The sequence below is a fragment of the Bacteroides graminisolvens DSM 19988 = JCM 15093 genome (assembly GCF_000428125.1).
In the GTDB taxonomy this organism is placed as follows: Bacteria; Bacteroidota; Bacteroidia; order Bacteroidales; family Bacteroidaceae; genus Bacteroides; species Bacteroides graminisolvens.
The window spans coordinates 13,524-39,995 of record NZ_ATZI01000023.1 but is presented as its reverse complement, the minus strand read 5'-3'; the positions used below and the strand labels follow the sequence as shown (position 1 = coordinate 39,995).

Below are 26,472 nucleotides of genomic sequence, written 5' to 3'. Positions count from 1 at the left end.
TTACCGAAATTCTTTAATAAAGAGAACATGCGAACTCTTTATACCATCGGGTATTAATCTTTCTTTCGAAAGGCTATCCCCGAGTAAGCGGCAGGTTGGATACGTGTTACTCACCCGTGCGCCGGTCGCCATCTGAAGTATTGCTACTCCAATGCTGCCCCTCGACTTGCATGTGTTAAGCCTGTAGCTAGCGTTCATCCTGAGCCAGGATCAAACTCTTCATTGTAAAAGTATTGTGTACCTATGAAAAATACCCGAAAGTATCAATCATAAGCAATTTTTAGCTCTGTTCAGGATTTCGTAAATTTATTTAAGTTCACACCCTGCATAAAAGCAGGATATTGACGGTTCTAAATTTTACCCAAAATATCTTTTCTTATAATGATCCGTTTCCGAAGAAACCAAACAAGAAGAAAAGCATTTTGCTATTGTACTACTTGTATTGTTTATGTAATTCTATCAAAGAACGCTTCTTTTATTTTTGCTTTGTTTTCTAAAGCGGGTGCAAAGGTAAGGAGTTTAAAAGTAACAACCAAATGTTTTCGGAAGTTTTTTTTAAAAGTTTTTTTTTCGTTAAGCTACCTTCTAAAACTCTTTTAGCAAGAGCGAAGGCCTAAACAAAAAAAGATCCTTTTTTGCGAACCGGACTGCAAAGATAAAGACTTTTTAGCTTCACTTCCAAACTTTCAGAGAAGTTTTTTTTTAAAAGTAAAACCGCAATAAGTCAAACCTCACAGGCGCTTTATCAACATTTCAAGAAAACACTTTGTCTCTCTTGCAAAGCGGGTGCAAAAGTAGAAGCTTTTGCCATACAAAGCAAGAAGATCATACTCTTTTTTTTAAGAACTAATGAGCGAAAAGGCTTAAAGTGCTAGGCATCAATGGATAACAGTATGAAAATAAATGCAAAGAAAGGGGGTAGAAGGGAAATACCAAGAAATGGCATACCTTATATTATATAAAGGGAATCCGTTAGCGGAATTAACTTAGCGTAAATGTAACTCCGGCAATGGACTTTCCATTCATGGCATCCCCCTTATAACTTCATGAATTCTGCCAACGGATACTTGCACAGGTGCCGTTTTGCCTCATAAAAAGTATGAAATAAAGTATCACCAAGTATCACCAAACTTGCAATGCCTTGATTATCAGTTTTGTATGTGTGACACTTGGCTAAAAAAAAGCCTCACCAAGTATCACCAAGTATCACCAACTTTTTTGGTGATGATTCCTTATAATCATATAGCTGCTTATTGTTTGTATATAAGGCTTTGCGTTGGTTCCATTATGTATTTATTTTGCGGATTGGCTGTTTTCGTTACATTCGAAACACCGCGATTTGTGCCCTAATAATAACCTGATAAAAGAACCACAATGATTTGGAATTGACAGGATAATGTATTATCTTTGTACTTATAAACTTATAGTATATTCAAATTATTATAGGCGCAAAGGCAGGAGTTCCTACTCTTGCCTTTTTTTATGTCTTAGCGGTTTGTGATTGCATTAGCACGGTGTCTCGCGCCGGTTCGCACGGTAGCAAAAGGTTCCTGAGCAACCGTGTTACGGTCGTAAGACGGTTGCTCAGGGGCCAAAAGACGGTTTACGATTTAAAAATGCTCGTTATCTTTTTGAAAAAGTCGGTTATGTTTTTCAAAAAGTCGGTTATGTTTTTCAAAAAGTTGGTTATGTTTTTTAAAAAGTCGGTTATGTTTTACCAAAGTCTTGCCGGTCTTTGTTACTCCCCTGTTTGCTCGTTAATAATATATAAACTTGCTATTGACAAGATTTGCCTGATTCAGGATATTAAGGGGTAGATTTGTAAAATTAGTTCTACCGGTTGGCGGGATTTACTTAATGCATGGTTAACTCTACCAATTGGTTTTTCATTCATGTGGTTAAATATGGAAGGGTTGTCAATGCGCAAAAACGTGATCAGAAATAACCGACTATAAGAAACTACGTTATTGCAGGACAAGAAGCGAGACAAGAGACGTCAGAGAATTAAAGACAAGTAAAATGTGACTAAAGAAAAAAAGCTGCGACATATATGGAAAAGTAAACCCTATTATTTATCTTTGTTAGCATTAAAAAGCTAACATACAAAAAGAATAAGTACAATGAAAGATTTTTTTAAATTCACACTTGCCACAATAACAGGAATAATACTAACAAGTATTGTTATGTTTGTTATTAGCATTATTGTCGTGTTTAGTATGCTATCAAGCACTGAGACCGAGACAGTTGTTAAAAAGAACTCCATTATGATGCTTGATTTGAATGGAAGCTTGGTTGAACGTACATCAGACAACATATTTAAAGAGTTGTTTGACAAAGAGGATTCGACTTATGGATTAGACGATATTTTAGCATCCATAAAGAAAGCGAAAGAGAATGATGACATTAAAGGAATATATATTCAAGCAACATCATTAAACGCTAATTTTGCATCATTACAAGAAATACGTGACGCATTGAACGATTTTAAAAAAAGCGGTAAATTCATTGTTGCATATAGTGATAACTATACTCAAGGCATGTATTATCTGTCGAGCGTTGCCAATAAAGTATTGCTCAACCCTAAAGGAGCTATTGAATGGAGAGGATTGGCCTCTCAACCTCTATTCTTAAAAGGATTGCTAGAGAAATTAGGCATTGAGATGCAAGTTTTTCGTGTAGGTACATATAAAGCTGCCGTAGAAAGATTTTCTGCCACTGAGATGAGCCCGGCTAACCGAGAGCAAGTTACAGCCTACATCACTTCTATTTGGAATGAAATTATAACTGATGTTGCCGCATCACGTAAGATATCAGTTGACTCTCTTAATAATTACGCTAATCGTATGTTAATGTTCTACCCTGCCGAACAAACTGTAAAGAGTGGTATGGCGGATACATTAATTTATAAAAATGACGTACGTGATTACCTCAAGCAGCTAGTTAAAATAGATAAAGATGACAACCTTGCCATGTTGGGACTTGATGAAATGATCAATGTGAAGAAAAACACACCCAAAGACAAAAGCGGAAATATCATAGCCGTTTACTATGCCTTCGGAGAAATAGACGGTGGATCAAGCAGTACCGATGAAGATGGAATTATTTCAAATGAAGTCATCAAAGATCTGCGCGAGTTGAAAGAAGACAAGGATGTTAAAGCTGTAGTACTTCGTGTTAATTCACCAGGTGGCAGTGCCTTCGGTTCTGAACAAATATGGGAAGCCGTTTGCCAATTGAAAAAAGAAAAACCGGTCATTGTATCCATGGGAGATTATGCAGCATCAGGAGGTTACTATATTTCATGTGCCGCAGATACTATCGTTGCCGAGCCCACCACCCTAACCGGATCTATTGGTATTTTTGGATTGATACCTAACGCGAAAGGACTCACAGACAAATTAGGATTAAGCTTTGATGTTGTAAAAACTCACAAGTTTGCAGATTTCGGAAACATCATGCGTGGAATGAATACAGACGAGCAAACCTTACTTCAAATGTATATAAATCAAGGATATGACTTATTTGTAAGTCGCTGTGCCGAAGGACGTAAGATGAGCAAAAATGAAATTGAAAAAATAGCAGAAGGAAGAGTCTGGACAGGAGAAGCAGCCAAAAAGATCGGTTTGGTTGACATACTCGGAGGCATTGATAAAGCGCTGGAAATAGCAGTAAAAAAGGCTAAAGTTGAAGGTTATACGGTCGTTGGATATCCTGACCGAAAAAATGTATTGCAAGAGTTACTTAATTCAAAACCGGGCAATTATATCGAAAGCCGTATGTTGAAAAGTCAACTCGGAGATTATTACAACGGATTTAGCATGCTAAAGAATCTGGAAAAAGCAGACTTTATGCAAGCCCGCGTACCGTTCGAGTTAAATATAAAATAAATGTCATTGGATTAAATGGAGGAAAAGCAAATCAAAATTAACAAATGGTTATTACCCCTCTCACATATATACGGGGCTGCAACTTACTTTAGAAACAAACTCTTTGACTGGGGCATACTCCAGTCAAAGAGTTTTGATATTCCAACCATTTGTATAGGTAATATATCTGTAGGAGGCACAGGCAAAACACCACACACAGAATATTTAGTCAATTTGCTTCGCAATCAATACAAAGTAGCCGTACTCAGCAGAGGCTATAAAAGGCACAGTCGGGGCTACCTTTTAGCCAATGAAGACAGCCAAGCACGTGTAATAGGCGACGAACCTTTTCAAATAAAAAACAAATTTCCAGACATACGTGTAGCCGTTGATGAAAATCGTTGCCACGGCATTGAACAATTACTTCAACTGAAAGACCCGGAAGTAGACGTCATTTTGTTGGATGACGCCTTTCAACACCGTTACGTAAAGGCCGGAATAAATATTCTTCTCACAGATTATAATCGCTTGTTTTGTGAAGACAAACTTCTTCCTGCCGGTCGCTTGCGCGAATCTAGGAAAGGCAAAAACAGAGCACAAATTGTAATTGTGACCAAATGCCCCGCAGATATAAAGCCTATTGATTTTAAGATTATAAGTAAACAGCTTGATCTCTTCCCTTTTCAAAAGTTATACTTCTCTACTTTTCAATACGGAAAGCTCACGCCTGTATTTAAGAATTTAGGGCAAACTGAAAGAGCATTATCCTCCATCCAAGCAGACGAACAGATTCTTTTACTTACAGGAATTGCATCTCCTCTCACTTTAGTCAATGAGTTGCACAACTATACTTCGCACGTTGATTACCTTGCATTTGATGATCATCATGATTTTAGTGCAAAAGACATGGAATTACTTCACGAGCGATTCAACCAGATTAAAGCTGAAAAGAAAATAATTGTAACAACCGAAAAAGATGCAGCCAGACTTCTTCATCACCCTGCATTGAAAAACGAATTAAAGTCGTATCTTTACGCACTTCCTATCGAAGTGAAGATATTACAGAACCAAGAAAAAAAGTTTAATCAAAACATTATCGGCTATGTTAGAGAAAATAAAAAAAACAGCTGACTTTCTTAAAGAAAGAATGCACACCCAACCAGGAACGGCAATCATTCTGGGTACAGGCCTAGGTAGCTTGGCTAACGAGATTACAGAAAAATACGAAATCAAATACGAAGAGATTCCAAATTTTCCGGTATCGACTGTTGAAGGACACAGCGGTAAATTAATATTTGGTAAATTAGGGAACAAAGATATCATGGCTATGCAAGGGCGCTTTCATTATTATGAAGGTTATTCCATGCAGGAAGTTACCTTTCCGGTGCGCGTTATGAAAGAATTGGGAATCAAAACCCTTTTCGTGTCAAATGCAAGTGGAGGTACCAATCCGGCCTTTGAAATTGGAGATTTAATGATAATCACGGATCACATCAACTACTTCCCTGAACACCCATTACGCGGAAAGAACTTATACGGCGATCGTTTCCCCGACATGAGTGAGGCCTATTCCAAGGAATTGATCCAAAAAGCACTCCAAATAGCAAAAGAAAAAGGGATAAAAGTACAGCAGGGAGTTTACGTAGGAACACAAGGACCTACATTCGAAACTCCGGCTGAATACAAACTATTCCGCATATTTGGCGCAGATGCAGTAGGCATGTCAACAGTGCCCGAAGTTATCGTTGCCAACCATTGCAAAATAAAAGTTTTCGGAATATCAGTCATCACCGATCTAGGAGTCGAAGGTAAAATCGTTGAAGTTTCACATGAAGAAGTCCAAATAGCTGCAGATGCAGCCCAACCCAAAATGACGACTATCATGCGAGAACTAATAAATCGTGCATAAATGAGCAGAACAGAAATAGCAACTATTGGAGAATTTGGATTGATCCGCCGGCTAACAGAAGATATAAAATTAATCAACGAATCGAGCAAATACGGCGTAGGAGACGATGCGGCAGTACTTACTTATCCTTCAGAGAAGCAAGTGTTAGTTACCACTGACCTACTCATGGAAGGAGTTCATTTTGATCTTGTTTATGTTCCCCTGAAACACTTAGGATACAAAGCCGCAGTGGTCAATTTCTCGGATATATATGCCATGAACGGATCACCTAAACAAATAACCGTTTCATTGGCTATCTCTAAGCGTTTTAGTATTGAAGATATTGAAGAATTTTATACAGGTTTACGTTTGGCGTGCGAGCAATACCACGTTGATATTGTTGGAGGCGATACGACTTCATCGCTTACAGGATTAGCTATTAGCATTACGTGCATTGGCGAGGCCGACAAAGACAGCATTATCTATCGTAACGGCGCCAAAGAAACAGACCTTATCTGTGTAAGTGGCGACTTAGGGGCTGCTTACATGGGGCTTCAATTACTTGAAAGAGAAAAGTCCGTCTTTAAAGGAGAAAAAGAGGTTCAACCGGATTTCTCGGGAAAAGAATACTTGTTGGAACGCCAGCTTAAGCCAGAAGCTCGTGCTGATATTATAAAAAGACTAGCGGAAGCTTCAATCAAACCAACAGCGATGATGGATATATCAGACGGGCTTTCATCCGAACTGCTACACATTTGCACACAGAGTAAGGTTGGTTGTCGCATTTACGAAGAGCATATTCCCATTGACTACCAAACTGCCGTAATGGCAGAAGAGTTTAACATGAATCTTACCACCTGTGCATTAAACGGTGGAGAAGATTACGAACTCCTCTTCACCGTACCTATTGCAGATCACGAAAAAATATCTGAGATGGAGGGCATCAAGCTTATTGGCCACATAACTAAACCAGAGATGGGCTGTGCGTTAATCAGCAGAGATGGACAAGAATTCGAACTGAAAGCACAAGGCTGGAATCCACTTCAGGAAGAAAAAAAATAAGATTATTTTCAATTCATTAAACGTTGATAATGAGGATTATAGCTCACTATCAACGTTTTTTTATCTCCGCAAGCCTTGTAAATATCAAAAGTTTGGTTACCTTTGCAGCGCAATCACGCAAGGTGCCATAGCTCAGTTGGTAGAGCAAAGGACTGAAAATCCTTGTGTCCCCGGTTCGATTCCTGGTGGCACCACTTAAGAAGAGTAGCAAAAAGCAGTAAAATCCTGATTTCCAAACGAAATCGGGATTTTTTGTTTTCCGCAGGGACGCAAAAAACGGCAGAATATTACCGTTTCCGGTGTTCCAATCGGTGGAGCAAGAAAGGTGGAGCGCGAATCTCCACCGAACAAGATTGTTTCTCTCTGATTTGCAATATTTTGCGTATCGAGAAAGCGTGCATGGTTTCCTACTTTTGTCCAACAAAAAAAACTGTAGGAACATGAAACGAAACTCAATGAATGTGCTTTTCTTTATCAAGAAAGCCAAACTGCTGAAAAACGGGGAAGCCTCCGTGTGTATGCGCATCACTGTGAACGGTGCGCGAGTGGAAAACAACATCCGCATGAGCATTGAGCCTGCCCTATGGAATCAGGCGAAGGAGTGCGCCAAAGGCAAGAGCCGCAAGGCTTGTGAACTCAACCTCTACATCGAGCAAGCCAAAATCAAGTTACGCAAGCTGTTCGATGAACTGGAAGATCGGAACCATCCCGTTACAGCCCGAATCCTGCAAGAAAAGTTCTTTGGGGATAACGAGGAAGTGAAGGAAGTCCGCACGCTCATCCAAACCATACAGGATCACAACGACCAATGCCGTGAACTTGTAGGTAAGGACTACGCGCTGATTACCGTCCGCCGCTACGAGAGTTGCAAACGCTATCTGGCGGAACTTATCAGACTGAAATATGACAAAGAGGATTTGCCATTGTCGGAAGTCAACGGAGAATTGGTACGGGCCTTTGAGTTTTATCTCAAGACAGAAAAGGAGTGCCAGCAGAATACGGTCATCCGCTATATGAGGTGCCTGAAGAAGATTACCAACCTTGCACTCGCCAACGAATGGATAACCAAAGACCCGTTTATCGGAATCAAGTTCCACGAAAAGGAGGTTATCCGTGAGTTTCTGACAATGGACGAACTACTCACCATCTACAACAAGGAGTTTTCTTTGGACAGGATTACGGTTGTGAGAGATGTATTCACCTTTGCTGCGTTCACTGGGTTGGCGTTCATTGATGTACAGCAGCTATCTGCCGAACATATCGTTCAAGACAACAACGGAAATTATTGGATTCGCAAGCATCGCCAAAAGACGAAGAATATGTGCAACATTCCCTTGCTTGATATTCCGATGCAGATTTTGGAGAAATATAAAAGCCATCCTACTTGCCAAAAGAAAAATGTATTGCTCCCTGTTCCTTGCAATCAGAAGATGAACAGCTACCTCAAAGAGATAGCCGATTTGTGTGGCATTTCAAAGTGCTTGACCACGCATACGGCCCGGCATTCGTATGCGACCTCTGTGTGCCTCGCCAATGGTGTAAGCATTGAGAATGTGGCGAAAATGCTCGGTCATTCCAACATAAAAATGACGCAGCACTATGCCCGTGTACTGGATTCTTCCATCCTCAAAGATATGATGAATGTGAAAAATGTCTTATCAAAAAGTCTTTGACTATGAATAGAGGAATAATCACAATCAGTGAAACTGGTGCAGTCACCATACCGACTGCGCCTATATGGATGACCAAGTTTGAGATAGCCGACCTGCTCGGGGTATTCTCTTGCGACATTCGTAAGGCGATACAAGCAATCTACAAAAATAAGGAATTGGTTGAAACTGATACGATGAGGTATATCAAGCAGCCTGACGGCATCAGTTATGATGTGTATAACCTTGAAATGATTATAGCCATTGCATTCAGAATATGCAGTAAAGAAAGTATCCTGTTCAGACGGTTTGTAATAAGTGAAATCTGCGCCACCAAGAAAGAAACTCCGATAACATTATTCTTCTCTTGTGGAAAGGGCAGCAACCTATGGTATAGTTGAGGTTCATCCCGTCAGCCGCCCGTTCCCGATGCACGGATGCAAAGGTAGCGTGTGGCTCTGAAGGTATCGGCAAGGTCGGGCGGCGGAGCCGTTTCGGGCAGAATCTTCCTCAAACGGGGTTGAGTGTATTCTACCCGAAAACCCTGCCACTGCCAGCCACACGCTTGAAAGGCATCCGGCAACGGAAACAAGCGACTGACGGGAAATCAGAAGAAATAGAGGAACGACTTACAGACGAAGCTAAACATTGATGCTTCATCCGTAAGCCGTTCCTTTTTCTTTTTGCTGAAGTTCCATTGCTGCCGCAAACTTAGGGCAGACGGCAAACTGCGCTCCTTCAAGAAAATCAGGTTGCCTTCAGTCGGTAGGCAGATTGGTAGCCGTCAGCCAGCATCCTTTCGATGTCGGATTCACGGTAGAGGATTTTGCCGCCCAACTGGATGTAGGCTATCCGTCCCTCGTTGCGGTAATCCTGAAGCGTCCGGCGGCTCACTTTCAACCGTGCCGATACCTCCCTGTCGGTGAAGAAACGCTCCCCGTTCAGTGTCGGGCGGTAGTTGGCGGTCAGATGTTCTACATTGTCCATCAGACGGTCGAGGCTGCCCATGAAGTGGATTATCCACTCGTTGTCTTTGTTAATTAGTTCGTTCATATTACTTTGGATTTAGTGGAATTATTGTTATGACTCTATTCGGTTATCAGATTGTCCTGTCTTTGAACCTTGCTTCTTTCCGCTTGTCCTCCACTATGGAGACGATACGCTGCACGTCTTCGGGACGGTAATACGTTTTGTGGTTGATTTGGCTATATGCCAAAGTCCCGTTATCACGCAAGGTTTGCAATGTGCGTGGGCTGATGTTGAGCATCCGGCACACATCCTGATTATCCATCCACTCACTCATTCTTTTTTCACCGCGCCTATGGCAGATGGTATCCATACGGCTGACGAAGCGGTCGAACTTAGCGACTAGCTCCTCAAAGGTCTTTCTCTCGATTGATACAATTTCCATATTGTCTTTCTTTTAGTTGTTACTGTCTCTTTTGTCGCAAAGGAATATACAATCCGTTACCTGACAATGGGTTTCCCGAAAGTGGCAGCGTGTTGCGCCGATATGGTGGTCATTGTCCGGGATGCCGCTTTTCTTTTAGCAGTCATCATTCCTTTTGTCGCAAAGAAATACATAATCTCCCACCCTGCAATGTTTTTTGAGATTACTGGCAGTATGTGGAACAGGGTGGTAGAGGTTGGCATAGCTTACCGATTGCCTAATTCTTCCAGTCCTTAGCCCTTAATTCCCATATATAATAAGGAAGTCACAAACCAAATAAAGGCTTATATTCAAAGTCGCTCGTAATTAAGCCTTTGCCCTTTCAGGTATATATATCCGGCAAATCGGTGAAGTCCGCACCGCTTTGTCAACCGCCATAAAGCAAAACCACACAAAATTGCCTAAGAGAATCTAAGTGCTTGACTGACTGCACTGGAGCATCTTACTTTGCTCCCGATAATCGGTCGAGGCACTGACCAAGACTACATTCAATAACTTAATCAATTTATTTTTTTACAATGAAAAGAGAACCAAACATTACAGAGCAGCAGGCTCGTGAAATCGTGGAAAAAATGGGACGCAGGGAATCCTACACTCCCAAGTCAATGGATGACCTCTACAGGCGTATCGGTCTAGAACCGGATGAGCCGGGGCAGCCCGGCAATACCGTCACGGAGGAAACAGAGACCGCTATGACGGATGAACCGTCTGGTGTGGCGGTCGAGGAGGCGGCAATGCCGCAGAAGCGTGTCAGCAGCAAGCAGCGTAAGCTGTCGCTGGAGGAATACCGCACTACCTATCTCCAAGTTCCCAAGATTGTCAACCGCAAGCCCGTGTTCGTCAGCGAGGCGGTGCGTGACGAACTGGACAGGGTTGTCCGCTACCTCGGAGGAAAAGGCATGAGCGCATCGGGGCTGATTGAGAACCTTGTCCGCTTGCACCTCGATGCCTATCGGGATGACATTGAGCAGTGGCGCAAGCTTTGACAGGATTACGGAAAGTCAGTTAGGTCGGTGGATATACTTCATCGGCTTAACCGATACCCAAGATGAGTTATTACACTCGGAAACAAATCCGACGGGCAGAGGATTTTTGTGTCTTCAAAGACACAGCAAGATATATTTTCAGTTACCCGAATAATTCTAAGTAACTGAAAATGCCTTCACCGCCGTGGGCAGAATTATCCTCCGCAGTCGGATAATTTCGGGGTTCTTTAATCGGAGATTAGACAATGGATGAACCATTAAACGAAAATAATAAGTAGCATGAAAAAGAAAAGCAAGTACGGGAGAAATCCCAAGTTGAACCCGAAGACACACTGCGTGATGGTGCGCTTCGATGATATGGAATGGGACAAATTCCTCACGATGTACGAGGAATCGAATGTGTACGCGAAAGCCGTCTTTCTGAAGGCGCACTTCTTCGGGCAGAAGTTCAAGGTGCTGAAGGTAGATAAGACGATGCTGGAATACTACACCAAACTGTCGGACTTCCATGCCCAGTTCCGCTGCATCGGCACGAACTACAATCAGGTCGTCAAGGAGCTGCGCATCCATTTTTCTGAGAAGAAGGCGATGGCGTTGCTCTACAAGCTGGAGAAATGTACCATCGACCTTGTGAAGCTGAGTCGGGAGATTGTGGAGCTTTCAAGAGAACTGGAGAAGTGTTACCAATCCAAATCCGACTGACATGGCATCGGTCAAGGTCAAGTTTCGCCCATCCACCATAGACGGCAAGGAGGGCACACTCTATTATCAGGTGATTCACAACCGTGTGGTCAGACAGATATATACCGACTATAAACTTTTCGCTTCGGAATGGGACTGCCATTCCGAAGCGGTCGTCCTGCATCGTGTTCCGAATGAGCAAGAGCGGAACAATCATTTGCTTTCGATAAGCTCACGCATCAGATGGGACAAAGGCAGTCTGAACAATATTACACACGCTATCCCAATTTGGTACTTTCGTGGCGGATGATATAGTCGTGCGCTTTCAGGATAACAAACAGGAGCAATCGTTTAACAGTTATGTCCGTCAACAAATTGCAAGATTGAAACGCTTGGGGAAGATACACACATCGGAAACTTACATGGCGGCACTCCGAAGTTTCAGCGGCTTTATGAATGACAAAGAGGTCTTGTTTGACCAGCTTAACGCTGACCTGATAGCGGAATACGAGGCTTATCTGAAAAGCAGAGGCAACTCGCCCAATACCATATCGTTCTATATGCGTATTCTGAAAGCGGTCTATAACCGTGCCGTGGAAGAGGGACTGACTGGGCAACGGCATCCGTGCAAGTCCGTCTATACGGGAGTAGAGAAAACCTTGAAGCGAGCCATATCACTCAACGAACTTAAACGTATCAAAGGGCTGGACTTGTCGTTGAAGCCCAACCTTAACTTTGCCCGTGATATGTTTCTGTTCTATTTTTACACAGGGGGCATGTCGTTCATTGACATGGCTTATCTGAAGAAGAAGGACTTGCAGAACGGCATCCTTTCCTACCGCAGACGAAAGGCGGGGCAGCAGTTGTTCATCAAATGGGAAAGGTGTATGCAGGAAATTGTTGACAAATATCCCGTAAACGGAACCGAATACCTCTTACCCATCATTACAAAACGGAACGAGGATTGTCAGAAACAATATACCAACGAGCTTCATCGGGTGAACCATTTGCTGAAGAAAATAGGGAAACAGTTGAACTTACCAATACCCTTGACAATGTATGTCGGGAGGCATTCGTGGGCAACAGCATATATGGTTTGCAATACATTGATATTATGTGATTTAGTTCTGAGATAAAAAGTTTATTTTTCTATTTCTGTTTCGCTTGAGCTGCACTTAATGTTTCTGGATAACATTCCTCAATATACATCTTTAATAATCCAGCATGAGATATTGGGGATTTTGTGTTTAAATAATCACAATTGGTGTTATAGTCAAGCAGAACTATGTCATTTATCATCAATCGTTTTTTTATCCTCACAACGATTTCTTTTACACTATCTACATTCTCCAAAACATATTTATACGATGGTAAATAGATCTTCATTCTTGCCGATAGATAATCCAACAATTCACGACTATATACCCCATACTGATGACCTAATGGCTTACCATGGGTTTTGACAGTACGTTTCAGATTCTTCATACTAATATTTGAGAATGAATCCATGCAAATGCCTTCATGCTCAAACACTTTTAGCCCTTGCCATATACCTTCCACACTCATTGCCGTCAATCCTCTTGAATCTCCTGGGATTGGTATCCCGCCATGCGGATAGAATGGACTGAGCAATTGAGAATACTTCAATGCCGATGATGAAGTTACATCAAGAATGTCAGCACCTGGATATTGCTTCCGGATGCCTTCTATTTTTCTTCTTTTATTGACGATATAGATCATCATCAAAACTAAAGATTCAAAATATAGGAAGGAGAAACCTTTTCCTTAACTAGCACTTCAGACATAAAGTAATCCTTATACATTGAGTCTTTATCGTACGGTCTATTATGGAAAGAATCAAACGGAATCTGAAGCATATAGTTTATGTCATCCGAAAAATTCACTCCATTCTTGGCAGCATTACAATGAGTGAATAGTGTATCTCTTAAGAACAAGACATCTGTAGAGACCTCGTATATAATGTAGTCAGCAAGTCTGCCTTCCTTCAAGGCTATATAAAGCATAGGATTCTTTCTCTCGTAACTTAGATGTACATAATCTGCTTTTTCTTTTCGAATATCAATATCCCTTGACCTACTTGAAGAGGCAAAACTAACACTTATTCCATGGTTCTTCAGATATTGAGCCGAGCAAATACCATTCCTTCGTATTGAATCAGAGTTTTTAGTTGATGTGAAATGATACAGGCAATCTATGTGATGTTCTCGTAAGAAATTGCTATATTGGGATGGAGAGCATTTATATATTGAAGGTTGCGGTTTAGAGGGGATCACGATCTTTGGCTTCTCCGGTATAATTACAGGGACTTTTAGATCTACCAGTCGATTTGTACTTGAATCCAAGAACTCAGGATAGAGAGTACGTTGGAGAAGGACGCTTGCATTCTGCAAATAATCCAGTGTTGTCAATATATTCGCCTTAATGTATCCCGTCTTAAACCATTCCTGTTCCTCAAAGTCAAGGTCATTATCCACACAATACTGGTAATACGACAGTTCAGAATCAAATGAATAAAACTGAGGCAGAACGCCTTTGTATTTGTTATTGTGGAAAGCAATCAGAGAGGCAAGGAAGCCACTTAACAGTTCTCTTTCAAAATGGACAAAGTGCAAAGCCTTGCCATCATCCATGATGATGGCAGAAACAATGTCATCATACACCTTGCCATCTACATAGTTCGTTATCTTTGTATATGGCATTCCTGGCACTTGCTCCAATATGGATCTATGGGTCTTGTATGTAAGCGTTCTTTCCATGTTTACATCAATTGATTAATAGCCGACACCCAACGTATTAAACCAGTTGACCGTAGCGCATCCTTGATGTGTGCCCCTTGATCAATATGATTAAAGAGTAATTTATGGCGTTCAACTATAGGGCCACCGTCTGCAGTAAACATTTGGTAAAGGATTATTGCTACCCTCGCTTTTTCACGTGAAGACATTTCGTTTAGGATGGCAATACTTTCCTCATGTGACATGTTGTTCATCGCATCCTCAAACATATCATTATACACTTGCATCAAGTCTGCAACAACTTGTAGATATGCAGATCGACGGTCGTTTATCTCCTTGTTGTCCACTATCATAGCAGCAAACACCAAGGAGATAACGGCTTTCTTTTGTTTTATGGAGTATCGTACCATCAGAAAGGATTTGGATATTTTTTCAATGAGCCAAGAAGTCTGGCTTTAACAATAATATGCTCTACAGCCTCTTTGGTTGCTTCAAACGGACTTCCATCAATATCACCCATTGTTTGAATTATCTTGCAGAAGGTAGCCTTTTTTTCATCAGACATATCTCGCAGGATTGAAACACCTAGGTTAGGGTCATAATCCTGATATTTTTGAAAATCAGAAGGCGACAAACCAAAGTTACTTTGCACCCAACCGTAGTATTTCATCTCATTATCTGAAATGATGCCATCTGCATTGATTATTTCAAGCAAAAGAGATCCAAGAATGACTTTGTCTTGGCTATTTAGTTGTACCATAACTACACTCAAATAGTATAAGTATCACTTATCTTTAAGAATTTTATTGAGCATATCAAGATATTCTTGAGTTCTTCTTCGTGCATCTGCATATCCAGCTTCATCTCGTTTGTGCTCAAGTTTCACAGGACTTTGAGGAGTAACTCGTTTTGGAACCATTCCGTCGCGCCACCAACGTTGTGCATCTCTTCTGGCAACGGCTAAATCAAGATTTCTAAGTCTTGCTCCTTCTTCACAAGTGATGTTTGCACGTAAACGACCGCCACCAATTTCTTCTACAAAAATATAACCTTCACCACGACGAATCATGACTTGAGGACATGGACAGTTATTGTCCGAACAATAACAAAAGGGTTGGTTGAATTGACCACCCAAAAAGAACATATCATTATCCATATTGCATTTATTCTAATGAAACTTATAAAAATAAACGATTCATATACTATAATTCATCTACCATTTGGGTCATTTGAGGAATAAGCATCTGATAGAATGGTCCACTCTTGTCAGCCATATCAATAAGCTCATGATACCAGATCTTCACCTGTTTCTTATGATCTGCATCACAATCTTTCTTGATTTCTGCCAAGAGCATGGGTGGCATCCAATTTATAAGAATAGAAAGATTCTGCTGATAATATTGGTCTGGAGTGTAACCACGATGAATATCATCATGTACTCTCTTCAAAAATGCCTGTTGCTCAGATGTAAAGCCAATTACTCGACTAACTGCGGCAAGAAAAGCCTCAGTCTCAGAAGAGTTGAAAGAATTCCAACTTCCAGGCTTAACAATTAGTTCGCTCATGCTCATATAATTGATTTTTAATAAAGTATTTTGGCACGAAAATAATAATTTTCTATAGAACAGGCAAATAACTTTAATAGAAAGTTACAGATTTTCCTATAATTTCTCTCCCGCCATCAAAATTATGAGATTATCATTGGCCTTTGTCATTCGATAACCGTATTCGCATTATTTTATCTATTCCGCTAGATTTGCACAAAAAATCCGTATCTTTGCACTTAAAAATCTTCACGCAGACTTGCACAAAACGCAGAAGTCCAACGGTGGAGCAATAGGAGGAGATTATCCTTGTAATATTTTTGAAAAGTGATGATATACAGCTACTTGCAAAATTAGCACGATTTCTGGTGGCACCACCTTACAAATCAGGCAGCTACAACAAGTAACTGCTTTTTTTGTATATTCTCCCTCCAAACATTTTTTCCCGGTCGGTTGTTTTATCACTCAAAAAGGAACGATATATGCAATCAGAAAGCCATCATCCAAATACACTGGGAAGCTCCGTACTGACAGAAGAACAACGGGCCAAATTGTCGCCACAAGATATACTTGAATTATTAAAAAGCGGGAACAAAGATTTTACCGAAGATAATCTTACGATAAGAAACAATACTCAAAGAGTTCGGGATGCAGCAATCGGCCAATACCCGTTGGCTGTCGTTTTATCCTGTCTGGACTCAAGAGTTCCGGTTGAAGATATTTTCCATCGAGGTTTAGGCGATTTGTTTGTTGCCAGAGTTGCGGGAAATATCGTCAACGACGACATACTAGGCAGTTTAGAGTATGCATGCAAAATATCCGGAGCCAAACTCATTTTGGTACTCGGTCATGAATATTGCGGAGCCATCCAATCAGCCATAAAAGATATTAAACTAGGTAACATCACTTCCTTACTCAACAAGATTAAACCGGCAATAACTGATGCCATTAAAATTCATGGCAGCAGTTATCAACTTTCCGATTCTAATTTTGAAGATTTGGTTTGTAAATTCAATGTTATTCAGTCCCTAACACAGATACGGCAAGGCAGTCCCATCCTGAAAGAAATGGAAAAGCAAGGAGAAATCATTATTGTAGGAGGTATTTACAACATGAAAACCGGAGAAGTACGCTTCCTTGCTAATGCTTTTTAACAGGACGATTATAATTGCCTGATTCTGTCATTTCTTTAGCAAAGTTCTCAACTCCTATTTCACGGATTCTACGAATGCATGCACCACGGTCAGAGCGGAACACAAAAGCGTCGGCAAGTTCCACAATAAAGACCACAAGCCGCAACATTAAATCCTTTTTCAGTCATAATTTTATCATATTTATTAATCTAGTCATTCCTTTATAGTATGTACTTCCGAGTGCTGGCGCGCAAAACCCTCTTTAATTTTCTTATCGTCGAGGAGACACGACACCACCAATCCGGCAGCTAATGCCCCAATACAAAGCAATAAGATCAACGACATAGAAGTTCCCAGTAATTTGCCGAACAACGAAGTAGCAGTAACACCTCCCATTACCTGAAAGAATTCAATACTAGAAACCAGAATACCCATCTGCGTAACGGAAATAACAGACTGAGGTGCTATGTTAACAAGTGGAAAGTTCATTCCGATACCTATACCGGTAAGCAACAATCCTACTGTCATCTGTAACATCGAAATCCCCTGCCCAAAAACAAATAGTAATAATAAACCAACGATAGCAATGGACAGATTCACAATTCCCGATCTTCTATAATGCTGATAGCGAGATATTAAAGCACCTCCCAGCATCCCTCCTACCACCATAGACAAAGTCATAGGCAACATCATTACACCGGAAAAAGCAGCATCCTTTTTTAAAATAACCTGTAGAAGATACGGTACGTACAATATCAGTCCAAACAAAGCTACATAGCCCATAGCTCCTATAAAAGCCGATTTACGGAAGATGCTATTTTTAAGCAAACCGGCGGGCAACATAGGCGATACGGATATTCGTTCGAGCTTGATAAAACAAATCATCAAAAAGACAGACACTATAAGCAGAGATATTAATAAGGGCGAAGTCCACGGTAAAAGCCGTCCGCCTTCTACCATACAGAATAAAAAAGGAAGTATCGATGCAAGAAATACCAAAATTCCTCTTACATCCAGCTTATTCGTTTGACTGGCATGTTTTAATACCGGCAGATATTTATTCAGTAACCAGATGGCAACCATGCCAATCGGTATATTAACCAAGAATATCCAATGCCAAGACACATATTCCGTTATAACTCCTCCCATCACGGGGCCCAACAAGCTCGCCAACCCATGCATTGAAGCCAAAATACCAATATATTTAGCCCTTTCCTTTACAGGAAAAAGTTCCGCTGTAATAATAAAAGCACTTGATGCGATCACACCACCACACGCGCCTTGCAAACCCCGAGCGACTATCAGCATCAACATATCAACAGAGAGAGCACATAGAGCCGAACTGATTAGGAAGCTTACTATACCCCATAAAACAATTCGTTTACGACCGAAAACGTCCGACAGCTTTCCGGCAACGGGAATTGCCACCGTGGAAAATAACAAATAAGTAGTAAAGGGAAGTGAATAGTAAGTCATCCCCTTTAGATCATCTATGATACGAGGCATTGCCGTTGCAACAATTGCATTATCTAAAGCAGAGAGAAACAAGCAAAGCATAAGCCCTGCCATTATTACAGAAACATTTTTTATTGAAAGACTTTCCGTTTGCATGATATTCATTTTTCAATTCGGGCACAAAAGTAGCGAAGCATTCATCAATAAAATTGTCCAATCTTGCTATAACTTCTGAAAAGCCACTCTGGGTGCTCCATTCTTCAAATAAATAATTCCACACTCTGTGAAACCATTTTTCCTGAGAACAGATTGCATTACCCAATTATCTCGATGCGTATCCACCCTAATGTTGAAGCAACGATCAAAGCACCATTGCAAACAATAAGAGCCAATACCTTTTATCTTACCACTTCCCGCCAAACGATGTACCACTCCGTAGGGTTTATCATTTAACCATTTACCATTTTCAATGTAATCATACGTATCATCCTTACCTTGCCAGAAACAAAAGGTGGCTACCATCTCCCCCTCATCATCCATACAAACATAACTGTTACCGGCAACAATATCGTCTTCAATCACTTCCTGAGATGGATATCCGTTTGTCCATTGTTCCATATTTCCTGTATTTCGCATCACAGAGCGAGAAATATCAAACAATTCCAATTGTCTCTGCACATCGGCCATCGTGGCCTTTCTTATTTCCATATACAACTATAACCTATTAATTAACGACGATTATTTCTATATATCACATGCTCCATTAATAATACAGCGATTACCCCCATTACAAAACCGTTGGCCAACAACGGTCTAAGTACGGGAGGCATTGCTTCGGCAACAGCTACCGGCATAAAAGAGATTATCAAGGCAATCATAAGCGGAAATGCAATCGTCATGCAGCTGTTAAAATTGGGTAGCGCATCATCTTGAACCACCAATTGAAAAGCCGATGAAAGCTGAGTCGTCATTAAATAGAGCAAAATAACTCCCATTACCGGTTTAGGTATAGACGACAAAAATACAATAACGTCCGGGAAAAAAGCACAAAATATTAATGCTGCGCCCGCAGGCAACAGCGTGTACCGAGAAGCGCACCCCGTGCTCATAATTACTCCGGGACTAAGTGAAAAGTCAACCGGTCCAATAACCCCAACTCCACCGGAAAATATATTCATCAAACCCGTAAAACGCAACCCCCGTTTAGTACGATGCGCCATGCCGGTCGCCTCAATAGCCGTGCCAACAGACTGAACTGACCCTAACTCATTGATAAATAAAGCGATAAAACAAAATAAGAAAGAGAGTAATATGCCCGGATCAAAAGATAATTGAGGCAGAAAAAAAGATAATTCAGTACCAGTAACTTGACTATTTAACTGATGAGCAGCATTTCCTGCTAACAAATAATAGCTAACTGAACCAAAGAGAAGTCCCCAAAGAACAATACTCGACTTCCAAATGCCACGAAGCAAATTACTTCCTAAGAGCATCAAAAAGACCATTGCCAAAGAAAAATACAATGAGAAGAAAGCATTCGCCTTATCTGAAAACAGCAAATTAAGTATAGTCGGAGCCAGTGTAAACGCTATCAATGCTAAAATAACGATGACAATTCTCACTGTAAAAACACGTTGCAGAAACTTTATCCAACCACTAAAAGATAGCAAAAACAACAAAACACCGCCACAAACAATGGCAGTATACACTTCCGCAACCTGAGAAGCCTGCGTAGTGATGATGCCAATAAGCAGCACCGAAGCCGGGCCTATAACCACAGGCATGCGGTGCCCGAAAAGAACCTGAATAACAAGTCCCACACCCGTCAATGCAAACAGTTTTTGCGTGTAAAAAGTACGTTCAGCCAATGTGTTCAACTGAAATTCACCTACTACAGCAGTAATAATCAATACGATAGGAATCGTTATCAGAAACCATTGCAGGCCATACATCAACATAGGCCATGCACCCGGTTTATCATCATTTTTATATTTTAGAGGTATTGGATTAAAGCTCATAATCTCATCCATTTAAAGTTTACAGAACGTAAAAGTAGCGATAATTTGTTATCTTTGCCAAAGAAAGCATCATGAAACAGTATAAAAGAGTATTAAGTATAGCCGGCAGCGACCCCAGCGGAGGAGCCGGAATCCAAGCCGATATAAAGACCATATCCGCTTGCGGCTGTTACGCCATGACAGCAATCACCGCCGTTGTCGACGAGAACACCGTACACGTAAACGGCATACACCCCATTCCAACCGCCTTTGTCAAAGGACAAATTCAGTCAGTGCTTGACGACATCGGAGCCGATGCCATTAAAATAGGAATGCTTCACTCTGCCGAACATATTTACGGAGTGAAAGAAGCGCTCGCACCTTACTTAATAACCAACATCGTACTCGATCCGGTCATGGTAGCCACTGCCGGCACCGACCTGTTACAACAAGAAGCCATATATGCACTTAAAAAAGAGCTTATTCCTTACAGTCGCGTCATTACCCCTAACATTCCTGAAGCAGAAATCTTGCTCAACCAAACAATAAATAGTATAGCCGATTTGTTTCCGGCAGCTAAAGCCTTATCATACAACCAACAAACCTCGGTACTCCTTAAAGGCGGACACCTCAGTTCAGACCAGTTGGTTGATGTATTTTATAACGCCGAGACAGACGAAACACTTGAGTTACCAACTCCTAGAATTGACAGCGTCAATACCCATGGAACCGGTTGCACACTTTCGTCGGCCATCGCCTCCTTTCTAGCCCACGGACTCACCCTTACTGAATCCGTAATCAGGGCCAAAGAATATATAAACCAAGCCATAGCCAATGGAACCCCCTATCAAATAGGTCAAGGCCATGGCCCGGTACATCATTTCTACAAATATTGGGAATAGAATCAAAGAGATTTGTAAAACTCCACCTCCACAATTCGCAACTGTCCTTTTGAATCAGTCGCATTGGGGTCTTTAAACAAATCCAGTTCCTTCTTTCCGGTAACCTCAATAATACCCCCAAAGGCATCCTGCTCATTGTTCATGCCCGTTAACTCAATCTTCACGAAACGACCCTTTACCGGTTTCAGAGGAAGAGTTATATAACCGAGAGACTTAGGCGTTTCGCCCTCATAAACTAACTCATCATCCATCCAAATACGAATGGGATAACTACGCATTCTCCAACCCGTAAGTTTTAATTCCACTTCGTTAAGCAATGCATCTTCCTCCAGTTCATATTTTATCCAAGCCGTTTGTTTCCTTCCGTCGTTGCCCCATTCAGACAACTCATTGTCGTCAAAGCTATTACAAACCAACCCCTCATTACAGCCGGCAGTTGCCCCGACTATCTTTACAGCCCGACGAGACATTCGGAAAGAATCACCCTTGGGAGTTTCTCCACGTGACAAATTTACCGGCAAATGCTCCCCCGAAATATAAGCAGACAATCCATTTTTTGTTTCAAAAGCCGAAGTTTGCAAATTCACATCAGCACCGGTCAATCCCTCAGCAGATGCAACCAGCCTAATCTTTCCGGCTTTTTTGGTAGAACGAATCAACACCTTGTTCACCCCGCACTCCACCGGTAATTCCTGCGAAAGAACATAGTTTCCCTCTTCACCTTTGGCAATACCTCCCAGCCATTCAGCTTCACCCTGCAACTCAAAGCGAATTATCTGATTAGCCAGCGGACACCGTCTGCCTTCGTTATCAGTCACCTCAACCTCAATCAAAGCCATATCGGCACCATCCGCCTTGAATCCATCGGGGGCCGTTATCGCTTTGAGACGAATCATTGCAGCTTCACCCGCCGTTTCTTTACTGGACCTGCTCAGCACCTCACCTTTTTCATTGCATCCTACCGCTTCAACCACTCCCTTTTCCCATTTCACACGAGGGAAAGTAAAGAGAAAATGATCACTTCTTGTCCCCCAACCCAGAGACCTTCCGTTAACAAACAATTCCACTTTATCAGCAGTAGAAACGACATAAACCGGCTTCACTATCGTATCAGAATAATTCCAATGCCCACAAATATAAGTCCTTTCCTTTTCCGTATCAACCCATCCGTCCCACATCACCTGATGTGCAAAAAAGCCATCTTTTGGAATGCGCATGGCATCAGTCACCCCACTTCTTCTATAATTTTCGGCACCACGAAAGTGCGTATTCGAATCATGAAAATGAATTTTCAATCCACCCGAGCTCACCCTATCGCCTGTACCCGGACGCACCCTGTAATAATCATTCCACCTTATTATCAACTCTTTGAAAAATGAATCCTGATTACGATTATAAGCTGATGCATCAGCCAGCGGTTTACTCGTATTGGTAACTGTCGACCGGTAATATTTTGAGCCCTCACCATCTTGATGGAAAGGAAAAGAATAATCATCCCAATATTTCCTCAAAGCCTCATCACGACAATATTCCGTAGCGAACATCGGTATATGAGCACTCTTATTAATATACAACATTTCACCCCCATACTCAGCCACTTTACTATCAAGCATCTCCCTGGACCCGATAGCCCTTCCTCCGTAAGGATCATACCTATCACGCACAGCCTTCATTTCCTCCATGTGCTCTTCCGAAATGCTCTCGTTACCACTTTCATAAAAAACCACCGAAGGATTATTTCGATTATAAATAATAGCATCGCGCATCAGCTCCACACGCTGCCCCCACCTTCTGTCGGACACATCCTTTTCGGCATCACCAGCCGGCATGAGTTGCATTAAGCCTACACGGTCACAACTTTCCACATCCTGCTTCCAAGGCGTAACGTGCATCCATCTCACCGTATTGGCATTACTTTCCACCATCATCTTATTGCTGAAATCACTTAACCAGGCAGGCACAGAAAGTCCCACGGCAGGCCACTCATTACTTGTACGTTCCGCATACCCTTTAATCTGAATCACTCTGTCATTCAACCATACCTTTCCATCTGCAAATCGTGTTTTACGAAAGCCCGTACGCGTTTTCACCACATCTATAGGCTTGCCATCAACCTTTAAAACCGTGTATACATTATATAAATAACCATAACCCCAAGACCAAAAGTGCATATCCTCTACCCTGGTACCCATCTTCACCGTAGTGGTTTCACCCGCTGCTAATTGTAAGATACCCGAGCTTATTGTTTTAACAATTCGGCCATCAGCATCTTCAACAGACATCTCCATAGAAAACTCCTTTGCTACCGGAAACTCATTTCTGACCTCAGATTCAGCAAAAACCATAGCCCTTCGTTTCGTCACATCCATTTCACGAGCATAAACGTATGTACCCGTTGTTTTCAAATTCGAGAACAAAGGCAATGTTTGATACAATCTGGGAGCAACATGCAGATAAACATTTTTGGGAATGCCCCCGTAATTGGCATTAAAATTCTTATCATTCCACTGATACCCCGAACCCGTGGCACGTTCCTTATATTTCCATGAGTTATCAATCCTTGCAGAAATGACGTTCACCTTACCATAATCTATATAATCGGTGATATCAAAGCCAAATGCCATGACTCCATTCTCATGTATCCCCACCGATTTACCATTCACAAAAAACTCTCCACCGAAGCGTATACCCTCAAATTCCAGAAATATTTTGTTACCTGCGACATTCCGAGGCAAACGAAAAGACTTTCTATACCATACAACAGTATCTGTATGTTCATATATCTGAACCCTAAACGCCTCATCTTCATTAAAAGCATGTGGCAAAGTAACCCGTTTCCAACTCTTGGCAGATGCGCCCATAACCTGTTGCAAAGAAATATCTCCAACGTGTATTTCCCAGTCTGAATTGAAATTGTACTTCACGCGTTGGCCTTTGGCATTACTCCACGTCACACAACCAATAAGCGCAAAAAGTAAAAGAAGTTTTTTCATGGTACATTCATTATGATTAAGTCACAAAACTAGGTAAACAGTACATACCATACAAGGCAAAATTGTACATAAACCTAGAAAAACAAACATCCCCCCATTCTATTTGATTGTAGAATGAGGGGACGCTCAGTTAGTTATTTCCAACAGATAATACTAGTATCCGTTTGTTCCATATTCATCAGCATTGTCAATCTGCGACAAGAAATCATAAGAAATAGGACGAAGATAATTTTTGCTGCTATTAAAGCTGGCTGCTGCACGCACGTTGTATTTAGCCAAGCGATCTTCGAAAGCTTTGTGGCGTTTCAACAATGCCCAACGGCTAAACTCACCGCACAACTCACGAGCATATTCATCAAAAATGCCTTCTTCATCAACAGTCGTTAGCTTCATGTGATTTTCATAATCATCCGCATTGCGACATGCACGTTTGCGAAGCACATTAATATATTCGGCTGCTTTCTCGCCATTGCCAAGTGCCACATTAGCCTCAGCAGCAATCAAGTACACCTCAGCCATACGCATGATAAACATATCACCGGTTTTAATCTGCAAATTACTTCCATAATTCAACCCATCATACGACCAGTTGAACTTCGACAAAGAAGGATACAGTTGATAAGAATTAGTCCCATCGAATGAAGCCTCACGATACTTACCCTCTGCATCAAACAAGTCATCAATATTAATACAAACATAAGCACGTTTTGCTTTTTCTTCGGCAGACAAAGACTCTTTTGACAGATAAATTGCAAAACGATCCTCATCCTCATCCAGCGGATAGGGGTGAACATAAGCATTCTTGGGAGTTACAAGATTGGCAACGTTGCCAGAATGATCACCTTTAGGCCATATAGATGCCACATACTGATTACCACCATACGTACGTGTAATAGCATTTACGTCAGCATACGGATAAATCTTACGTCCCACAAATGCAGTATTGATACCATACTTGGTACACATATCAGTTGTCAACGTTAATGTTTTGCTGCTATAAGAAACCCATCCCACTTTAGACATTGAAAAGTCCGAGAAAGCAGTTACGAAAGAGTTTTCCCAACGTTTATCGTATTCAGAGAAACAATCAACTAAATACTTAGACGGAGCATACAAGTTATTGTTCACACGACCATAATAATAGTTACCCTTGCTGGCAGTCTTATACACCTCACTCAATTTATTGGGATCGGCCATTGTGTAAGTAAACAACTTATTATTTAGCGAACCCGAGCTAAAAGCATCACTCTCTCCTGCTCTTGGTCCCGAAGCCACAAATAGCGCTTCCTTATTTGTACGATTATTCGCATGAGCCCACACATCAGCTACATCATCGTAAAGGTAAGCCCCATACGCATTCATGTTCGCAATCATATCCTCGGCCACTTCTTTAGCACGCTGCCAATAAGAAACCCCATTCTCTTTCAGTCCTTCGCCCGCACCCTGCGCATACGCTCTGGCTAAAAGTCCAAGAGCTGTTTTCTTAGTAACACGTGCACTGTTGTTTTCATAAGGTGTAGTCTTCAAATGCTCGGCAGCGTAAGTCAAATCACTTACAATTTGCGCATAAATCTCTTCCACAGAGTTTCTTTTGGGATTTAAAACCGCATTTGTAGTCGATTCATCAAGACTCAATGTTACATTTCCATAGTTCGTAACCAATACCAAATAATAGAAAGCTCTCAAACAATGAGTTTCGGCAGTCAACACCGTAACATCATCGGCATTGCCATCGGCTACATTGCCTGCTCTATTTATAATAGCATTACACGTATTGATAATAGAATATGCTTGTTTGAAAAGCTTGTTTGTAGCATTGGTACTGGTAGTAAGCCCCTCATAATAAAACAATTGTTGCGTATTCGTAGCATTCTTTGAAGTAAGCCATATATCTGTTCCGGCCTCAGCAACCGCCAGATAGTCAGATGCAGAAAACATCTGATCATACAAAGGAGAATAACAATACGTCTGCATCCCCTTCCAGCCATCAAATGTAGCCAGTGTTTCATCACCGGTCACTTCAGTAGGATTGTATTCATCTAAAGAACAAGAATACATTGATAAGACAATTAATAAGAGAGATAAAGCTCTCAATGTATATTTTTTCATC

The 26,472-nt window shown here is 41.3% G+C and carries 27 protein-coding genes, 1 tRNA gene and 1 rRNA gene; 14 read left to right on the top strand and 15 right to left on the bottom strand.

What is annotated here, in order from left to right:
* Window positions 1-226 (bottom strand): 16S ribosomal RNA (locus C511_RS0111960); the annotation flags it as partial.
* Between the two features lie 1,894 nt (window positions 227-2,120).
* Here C511_RS0111960 and sppA point away from each other — a divergent pair.
* From sppA to C511_RS17585, 8 genes are all read left to right on the top strand, one after another.
* Entirely contained in the window at window positions 2,121-3,887 is a 1,767-nt protein-coding gene (gene sppA, locus C511_RS0111950; protein ID WP_024997441.1) for a signal peptide peptidase SppA, read from the top strand.
* A 15-nt stretch (window positions 3,888-3,902) separates the two neighbouring features.
* The gene (lpxK, locus tag C511_RS0111945) at window positions 3,903-4,997 is read left to right on the top strand and encodes a tetraacyldisaccharide 4'-kinase (protein ID WP_027318190.1); all 1,095 of its coding nucleotides are present in this window, start codon (window positions 3,903-3,905) and stop codon (window positions 4,995-4,997) included.
* Entirely contained in the window at window positions 4,969-5,775 is an 807-nt protein-coding gene (locus C511_RS0111940) for a purine-nucleoside phosphorylase (RefSeq protein ID WP_024997443.1), read from the top strand. Before lpxK ends, C511_RS0111940 begins: the two co-directional genes overlap by 29 nt.
* Window positions 5,776-6,816 (top strand): thiamine-phosphate kinase, encoded by a 1,041-nt coding sequence (thiL, locus tag C511_RS0111935; RefSeq protein WP_024997444.1) that lies wholly within the window; start codon window positions 5,776-5,778, stop codon window positions 6,814-6,816.
* Window positions 6,817-6,937: 121 nt separating this feature from the next.
* A tRNA-Phe gene (locus C511_RS0111925) sits at window positions 6,938-7,010 on the top strand.
* A gap of 246 nt (window positions 7,011-7,256) precedes the next feature.
* Window positions 7,257-8,489, top strand: a complete 1,233-nt coding sequence (locus tag C511_RS0111920) for a site-specific integrase (protein ID WP_024997445.1) — start codon at window positions 7,257-7,259, stop codon at window positions 8,487-8,489.
* Between the two features lie 2 nt (window positions 8,490-8,491).
* Window positions 8,492-8,866, top strand: coding sequence for a hypothetical protein (locus tag C511_RS0111915; protein WP_024997446.1), 375 nt, complete (start codon window positions 8,492-8,494; stop codon window positions 8,864-8,866).
* Window positions 8,863-9,117, top strand: coding sequence for a hypothetical protein (locus tag C511_RS17585; protein ID WP_081698309.1), 255 nt, complete (start codon window positions 8,863-8,865; stop codon window positions 9,115-9,117). The genes C511_RS0111915 and C511_RS17585 overlap by 4 nt, the downstream gene beginning before the upstream one ends.
* 95 nt (window positions 9,118-9,212) lie before the next feature.
* Here the strand turns inward: C511_RS17585 and C511_RS0111905 are convergent, their stop codons facing one another.
* A complete protein-coding gene (locus tag C511_RS0111905) occupies window positions 9,213-9,518 on the bottom strand; it encodes a helix-turn-helix domain-containing protein (protein ID WP_024997448.1) in 306 nt (101 codons plus the stop codon).
* A 46-nt stretch (window positions 9,519-9,564) separates the two neighbouring features.
* Window positions 9,565-9,876, bottom strand: a complete 312-nt coding sequence (locus C511_RS0111900; protein ID WP_024997449.1) for a helix-turn-helix domain-containing protein — start codon at window positions 9,874-9,876, stop codon at window positions 9,565-9,567.
* 557 nt (window positions 9,877-10,433) lie between these two features.
* Here C511_RS0111900 and C511_RS0111890 point away from each other — a divergent pair.
* From C511_RS0111890 to C511_RS16770, 4 genes are all read left to right on the top strand, one after another.
* Window positions 10,434-10,901, top strand: a complete 468-nt coding sequence (locus C511_RS0111890) for a DUF3408 domain-containing protein (protein WP_024997451.1) — start codon at window positions 10,434-10,436, stop codon at window positions 10,899-10,901.
* A gap of 279 nt (window positions 10,902-11,180) precedes the next feature.
* The gene (mobA, locus tag C511_RS0111885) at window positions 11,181-11,603 is read left to right on the top strand and encodes a conjugal transfer protein MobA (protein ID WP_024997452.1); all 423 of its coding nucleotides are present in this window, start codon (window positions 11,181-11,183) and stop codon (window positions 11,601-11,603) included.
* A gap of 1 nt (window position 11,604) precedes the next feature.
* Window positions 11,605-11,892 (top strand): Arm DNA-binding domain-containing protein, encoded by a 288-nt coding sequence (locus C511_RS18350; protein ID WP_244877238.1) that lies wholly within the window; start codon window positions 11,605-11,607, stop codon window positions 11,890-11,892.
* Entirely contained in the window at window positions 11,882-12,718 is an 837-nt protein-coding gene (locus C511_RS16770) for a tyrosine-type recombinase/integrase (RefSeq protein ID WP_226992578.1), read from the top strand. The genes C511_RS18350 and C511_RS16770 overlap by 11 nt, the downstream gene beginning before the upstream one ends.
* A gap of 13 nt (window positions 12,719-12,731) precedes the next feature.
* Here the strand turns inward: C511_RS16770 and C511_RS16765 are convergent, their stop codons facing one another.
* Genes C511_RS16765 through C511_RS0111850 form a run of 6 tightly spaced genes read right to left on the bottom strand, consistent with a single transcriptional unit; the run spans window position 12,732 to window position 15,909 of the window.
* A complete protein-coding gene (locus C511_RS16765) occupies window positions 12,732-13,325 on the bottom strand; it encodes a DUF6939 family protein (protein WP_051260517.1) in 594 nt (197 codons plus the stop codon).
* Window positions 13,326-13,330: 5 nt separating this feature from the next.
* Entirely contained in the window at window positions 13,331-14,359 is a 1,029-nt protein-coding gene (locus tag C511_RS0111870; RefSeq protein WP_024997454.1) for a DarT ssDNA thymidine ADP-ribosyltransferase family protein, read from the bottom strand.
* Between the two features lie 2 nt (window positions 14,360-14,361).
* A complete protein-coding gene (locus C511_RS0111865) occupies window positions 14,362-14,748 on the bottom strand; it encodes a hypothetical protein (RefSeq protein WP_024997455.1) in 387 nt (128 codons plus the stop codon).
* Window positions 14,748-15,098: a hypothetical protein gene (locus C511_RS0111860; protein ID WP_024997456.1), complete on the bottom strand. Its 351-nt coding sequence runs from the start codon at window positions 15,096-15,098 to the stop codon at window positions 14,748-14,750. The genes C511_RS0111865 and C511_RS0111860 overlap by 1 nt, the downstream gene beginning before the upstream one ends.
* A 24-nt stretch (window positions 15,099-15,122) precedes the next feature.
* Complete coding sequence (locus tag C511_RS0111855; RefSeq protein WP_024997457.1) at window positions 15,123-15,494, bottom strand: hypothetical protein; 372 nt, start codon at window positions 15,492-15,494, stop codon at window positions 15,123-15,125.
* 46 nt (window positions 15,495-15,540) lie between these two features.
* The gene (locus C511_RS0111850) at window positions 15,541-15,909 is read right to left on the bottom strand and encodes a hypothetical protein (RefSeq protein ID WP_024997458.1); all 369 of its coding nucleotides are present in this window, start codon (window positions 15,907-15,909) and stop codon (window positions 15,541-15,543) included.
* A 455-nt stretch (window positions 15,910-16,364) separates the two neighbouring features.
* Here C511_RS0111850 and C511_RS16760 point away from each other — a divergent pair, with 455 nt between their 5' ends.
* Window positions 16,365-17,036, top strand: a complete 672-nt coding sequence (locus tag C511_RS16760) for a carbonic anhydrase family protein (protein WP_024997459.1) — start codon at window positions 16,365-16,367, stop codon at window positions 17,034-17,036.
* Here the strand turns inward: C511_RS16760 and C511_RS17575 are convergent.
* The 4 genes from C511_RS17575 to C511_RS0111825 all read right to left on the bottom strand — a co-directional run bounded on the left by C511_RS17575 (window position 17,023) and on the right by C511_RS0111825 (window position 20,488).
* Window positions 17,023-17,184: a hypothetical protein gene (locus C511_RS17575; RefSeq protein ID WP_226992579.1), complete on the bottom strand. Its 162-nt coding sequence runs from the start codon at window positions 17,182-17,184 to the stop codon at window positions 17,023-17,025. The two genes, C511_RS16760 and C511_RS17575, sit on opposite strands and share 14 nt — an antisense overlap.
* A gap of 44 nt (window positions 17,185-17,228) precedes the next feature.
* Entirely contained in the window at window positions 17,229-18,584 is a 1,356-nt protein-coding gene (locus C511_RS16755; protein WP_158332568.1) for an MFS transporter, read from the bottom strand.
* Between the two features lie 108 nt (window positions 18,585-18,692).
* Window positions 18,693-19,178 carry a GNAT family N-acetyltransferase gene (locus C511_RS0111830; RefSeq protein ID WP_024997461.1) on the bottom strand — a complete coding sequence of 162 codons (486 nt, stop codon included), beginning with the start codon at window positions 19,176-19,178 and terminating at the stop codon, window positions 18,693-18,695.
* A gap of 20 nt (window positions 19,179-19,198) precedes the next feature.
* Window positions 19,199-20,488 carry a uracil-xanthine permease family protein gene (locus tag C511_RS0111825; RefSeq protein ID WP_034782374.1) on the bottom strand — a complete coding sequence of 430 codons (1,290 nt, stop codon included), beginning with the start codon at window positions 20,486-20,488 and terminating at the stop codon, window positions 19,199-19,201.
* Window positions 20,489-20,559: 71 nt separating this feature from the next.
* Here C511_RS0111825 and thiD point away from each other — a divergent pair, with 71 nt between their 5' ends.
* Window positions 20,560-21,369, top strand: coding sequence for a bifunctional hydroxymethylpyrimidine kinase/phosphomethylpyrimidine kinase (gene thiD / locus C511_RS0111820; protein ID WP_024997463.1), 810 nt, complete (start codon window positions 20,560-20,562; stop codon window positions 21,367-21,369).
* Between the two features lie 2 nt (window positions 21,370-21,371).
* On the opposite strand, the gene C511_RS0111815 is transcribed toward thiD, so the two are convergent.
* Both C511_RS0111815 and C511_RS0111810 read right to left on the bottom strand, forming a co-directional pair.
* The gene (locus tag C511_RS0111815; protein ID WP_027318187.1) at window positions 21,372-24,362 is read right to left on the bottom strand and encodes a DUF4982 domain-containing protein; all 2,991 of its coding nucleotides are present in this window, start codon (window positions 24,360-24,362) and stop codon (window positions 21,372-21,374) included.
* A gap of 153 nt (window positions 24,363-24,515) precedes the next feature.
* Window positions 24,516-26,471 carry a RagB/SusD family nutrient uptake outer membrane protein gene (locus tag C511_RS0111810; RefSeq protein ID WP_027318186.1) on the bottom strand — a complete coding sequence of 652 codons (1,956 nt, stop codon included), beginning with the start codon at window positions 26,469-26,471 and terminating at the stop codon, window positions 24,516-24,518.
* Window position 26,472 lies beyond the last annotated feature (1 nt).

Excerpts from the sequence above, each read along its gene's own strand:
- sppA (WP_024997441.1), top strand. The coding sequence starts at position 2,121 with ATGAAAGATTTTTTTAAATTCACACTTGCCACAATAACAGGAATAATA.
- lpxK (WP_027318190.1), top strand. The coding sequence starts at position 3,903 with ATGGAGGAAAAGCAAATCAAAATTAACAAATGGTTATTACCCCTCTCA.
- C511_RS0111940 (WP_024997443.1), top strand. The coding sequence starts at position 4,969 with ATGTTAGAGAAAATAAAAAAAACAGCTGACTTTCTTAAAGAAAGAATG.
- thiL (WP_024997444.1), top strand. The coding sequence starts at position 5,776 with ATGAGCAGAACAGAAATAGCAACTATTGGAGAATTTGGATTGATCCGC.
- C511_RS0111920 (WP_024997445.1), top strand. The coding sequence starts at position 7,257 with ATGAAACGAAACTCAATGAATGTGCTTTTCTTTATCAAGAAAGCCAAA.
- C511_RS0111915 (WP_024997446.1), top strand. The coding sequence starts at position 8,492 with ATGAATAGAGGAATAATCACAATCAGTGAAACTGGTGCAGTCACCATA.
- C511_RS0111905 (WP_024997448.1), bottom strand. The coding sequence starts at position 9,518 with ATGAACGAACTAATTAACAAAGACAACGAGTGGATAATCCACTTCATG.
- C511_RS0111900 (WP_024997449.1), bottom strand. The coding sequence starts at position 9,876 with ATGGAAATTGTATCAATCGAGAGAAAGACCTTTGAGGAGCTAGTCGCT.
- C511_RS0111890 (WP_024997451.1), top strand. The coding sequence starts at position 10,434 with ATGAAAAGAGAACCAAACATTACAGAGCAGCAGGCTCGTGAAATCGTG.
- mobA (WP_024997452.1), top strand. The coding sequence starts at position 11,181 with ATGAAAAAGAAAAGCAAGTACGGGAGAAATCCCAAGTTGAACCCGAAG.
- C511_RS18350 (WP_244877238.1), top strand. The coding sequence starts at position 11,605 with ATGGCATCGGTCAAGGTCAAGTTTCGCCCATCCACCATAGACGGCAAG.
- C511_RS16765 (WP_051260517.1), bottom strand. The coding sequence starts at position 13,325 with ATGATGATCTATATCGTCAATAAAAGAAGAAAAATAGAAGGCATCCGG.
- C511_RS0111870 (WP_024997454.1), bottom strand. The coding sequence starts at position 14,359 with ATGGAAAGAACGCTTACATACAAGACCCATAGATCCATATTGGAGCAA.
- C511_RS0111865 (WP_024997455.1), bottom strand. The coding sequence starts at position 14,748 with ATGGTACGATACTCCATAAAACAAAAGAAAGCCGTTATCTCCTTGGTG.
- C511_RS0111860 (WP_024997456.1), bottom strand. The coding sequence starts at position 15,098 with ATGGTACAACTAAATAGCCAAGACAAAGTCATTCTTGGATCTCTTTTG.
- C511_RS0111855 (WP_024997457.1), bottom strand. The coding sequence starts at position 15,494 with ATGGATAATGATATGTTCTTTTTGGGTGGTCAATTCAACCAACCCTTT.
- C511_RS0111850 (WP_024997458.1), bottom strand. The coding sequence starts at position 15,909 with ATGAGCATGAGCGAACTAATTGTTAAGCCTGGAAGTTGGAATTCTTTC.
- C511_RS16760 (WP_024997459.1), top strand. The coding sequence starts at position 16,365 with ATGCAATCAGAAAGCCATCATCCAAATACACTGGGAAGCTCCGTACTG.
- C511_RS17575 (WP_226992579.1), bottom strand. The coding sequence starts at position 17,184 with ATGTTGCGGCTTGTGGTCTTTATTGTGGAACTTGCCGACGCTTTTGTG.
- C511_RS16755 (WP_158332568.1), bottom strand. The coding sequence starts at position 18,584 with ATGGCAGGGCTTATGCTTTGCTTGTTTCTCTCTGCTTTAGATAATGCA.
- C511_RS0111830 (WP_024997461.1), bottom strand. The coding sequence starts at position 19,178 with ATGGAAATAAGAAAGGCCACGATGGCCGATGTGCAGAGACAATTGGAA.
- C511_RS0111825 (WP_034782374.1), bottom strand. The coding sequence starts at position 20,488 with ATGAGCTTTAATCCAATACCTCTAAAATATAAAAATGATGATAAACCG.
- thiD (WP_024997463.1), top strand. The coding sequence starts at position 20,560 with ATGAAACAGTATAAAAGAGTATTAAGTATAGCCGGCAGCGACCCCAGC.
- C511_RS0111815 (WP_027318187.1), bottom strand. The coding sequence starts at position 24,362 with ATGAAAAAACTTCTTTTACTTTTTGCGCTTATTGGTTGTGTGACGTGG.
- C511_RS0111810 (WP_027318186.1), bottom strand. The coding sequence starts at position 26,471 with ATGAAAAAATATACATTGAGAGCTTTATCTCTCTTATTAATTGTCTTA.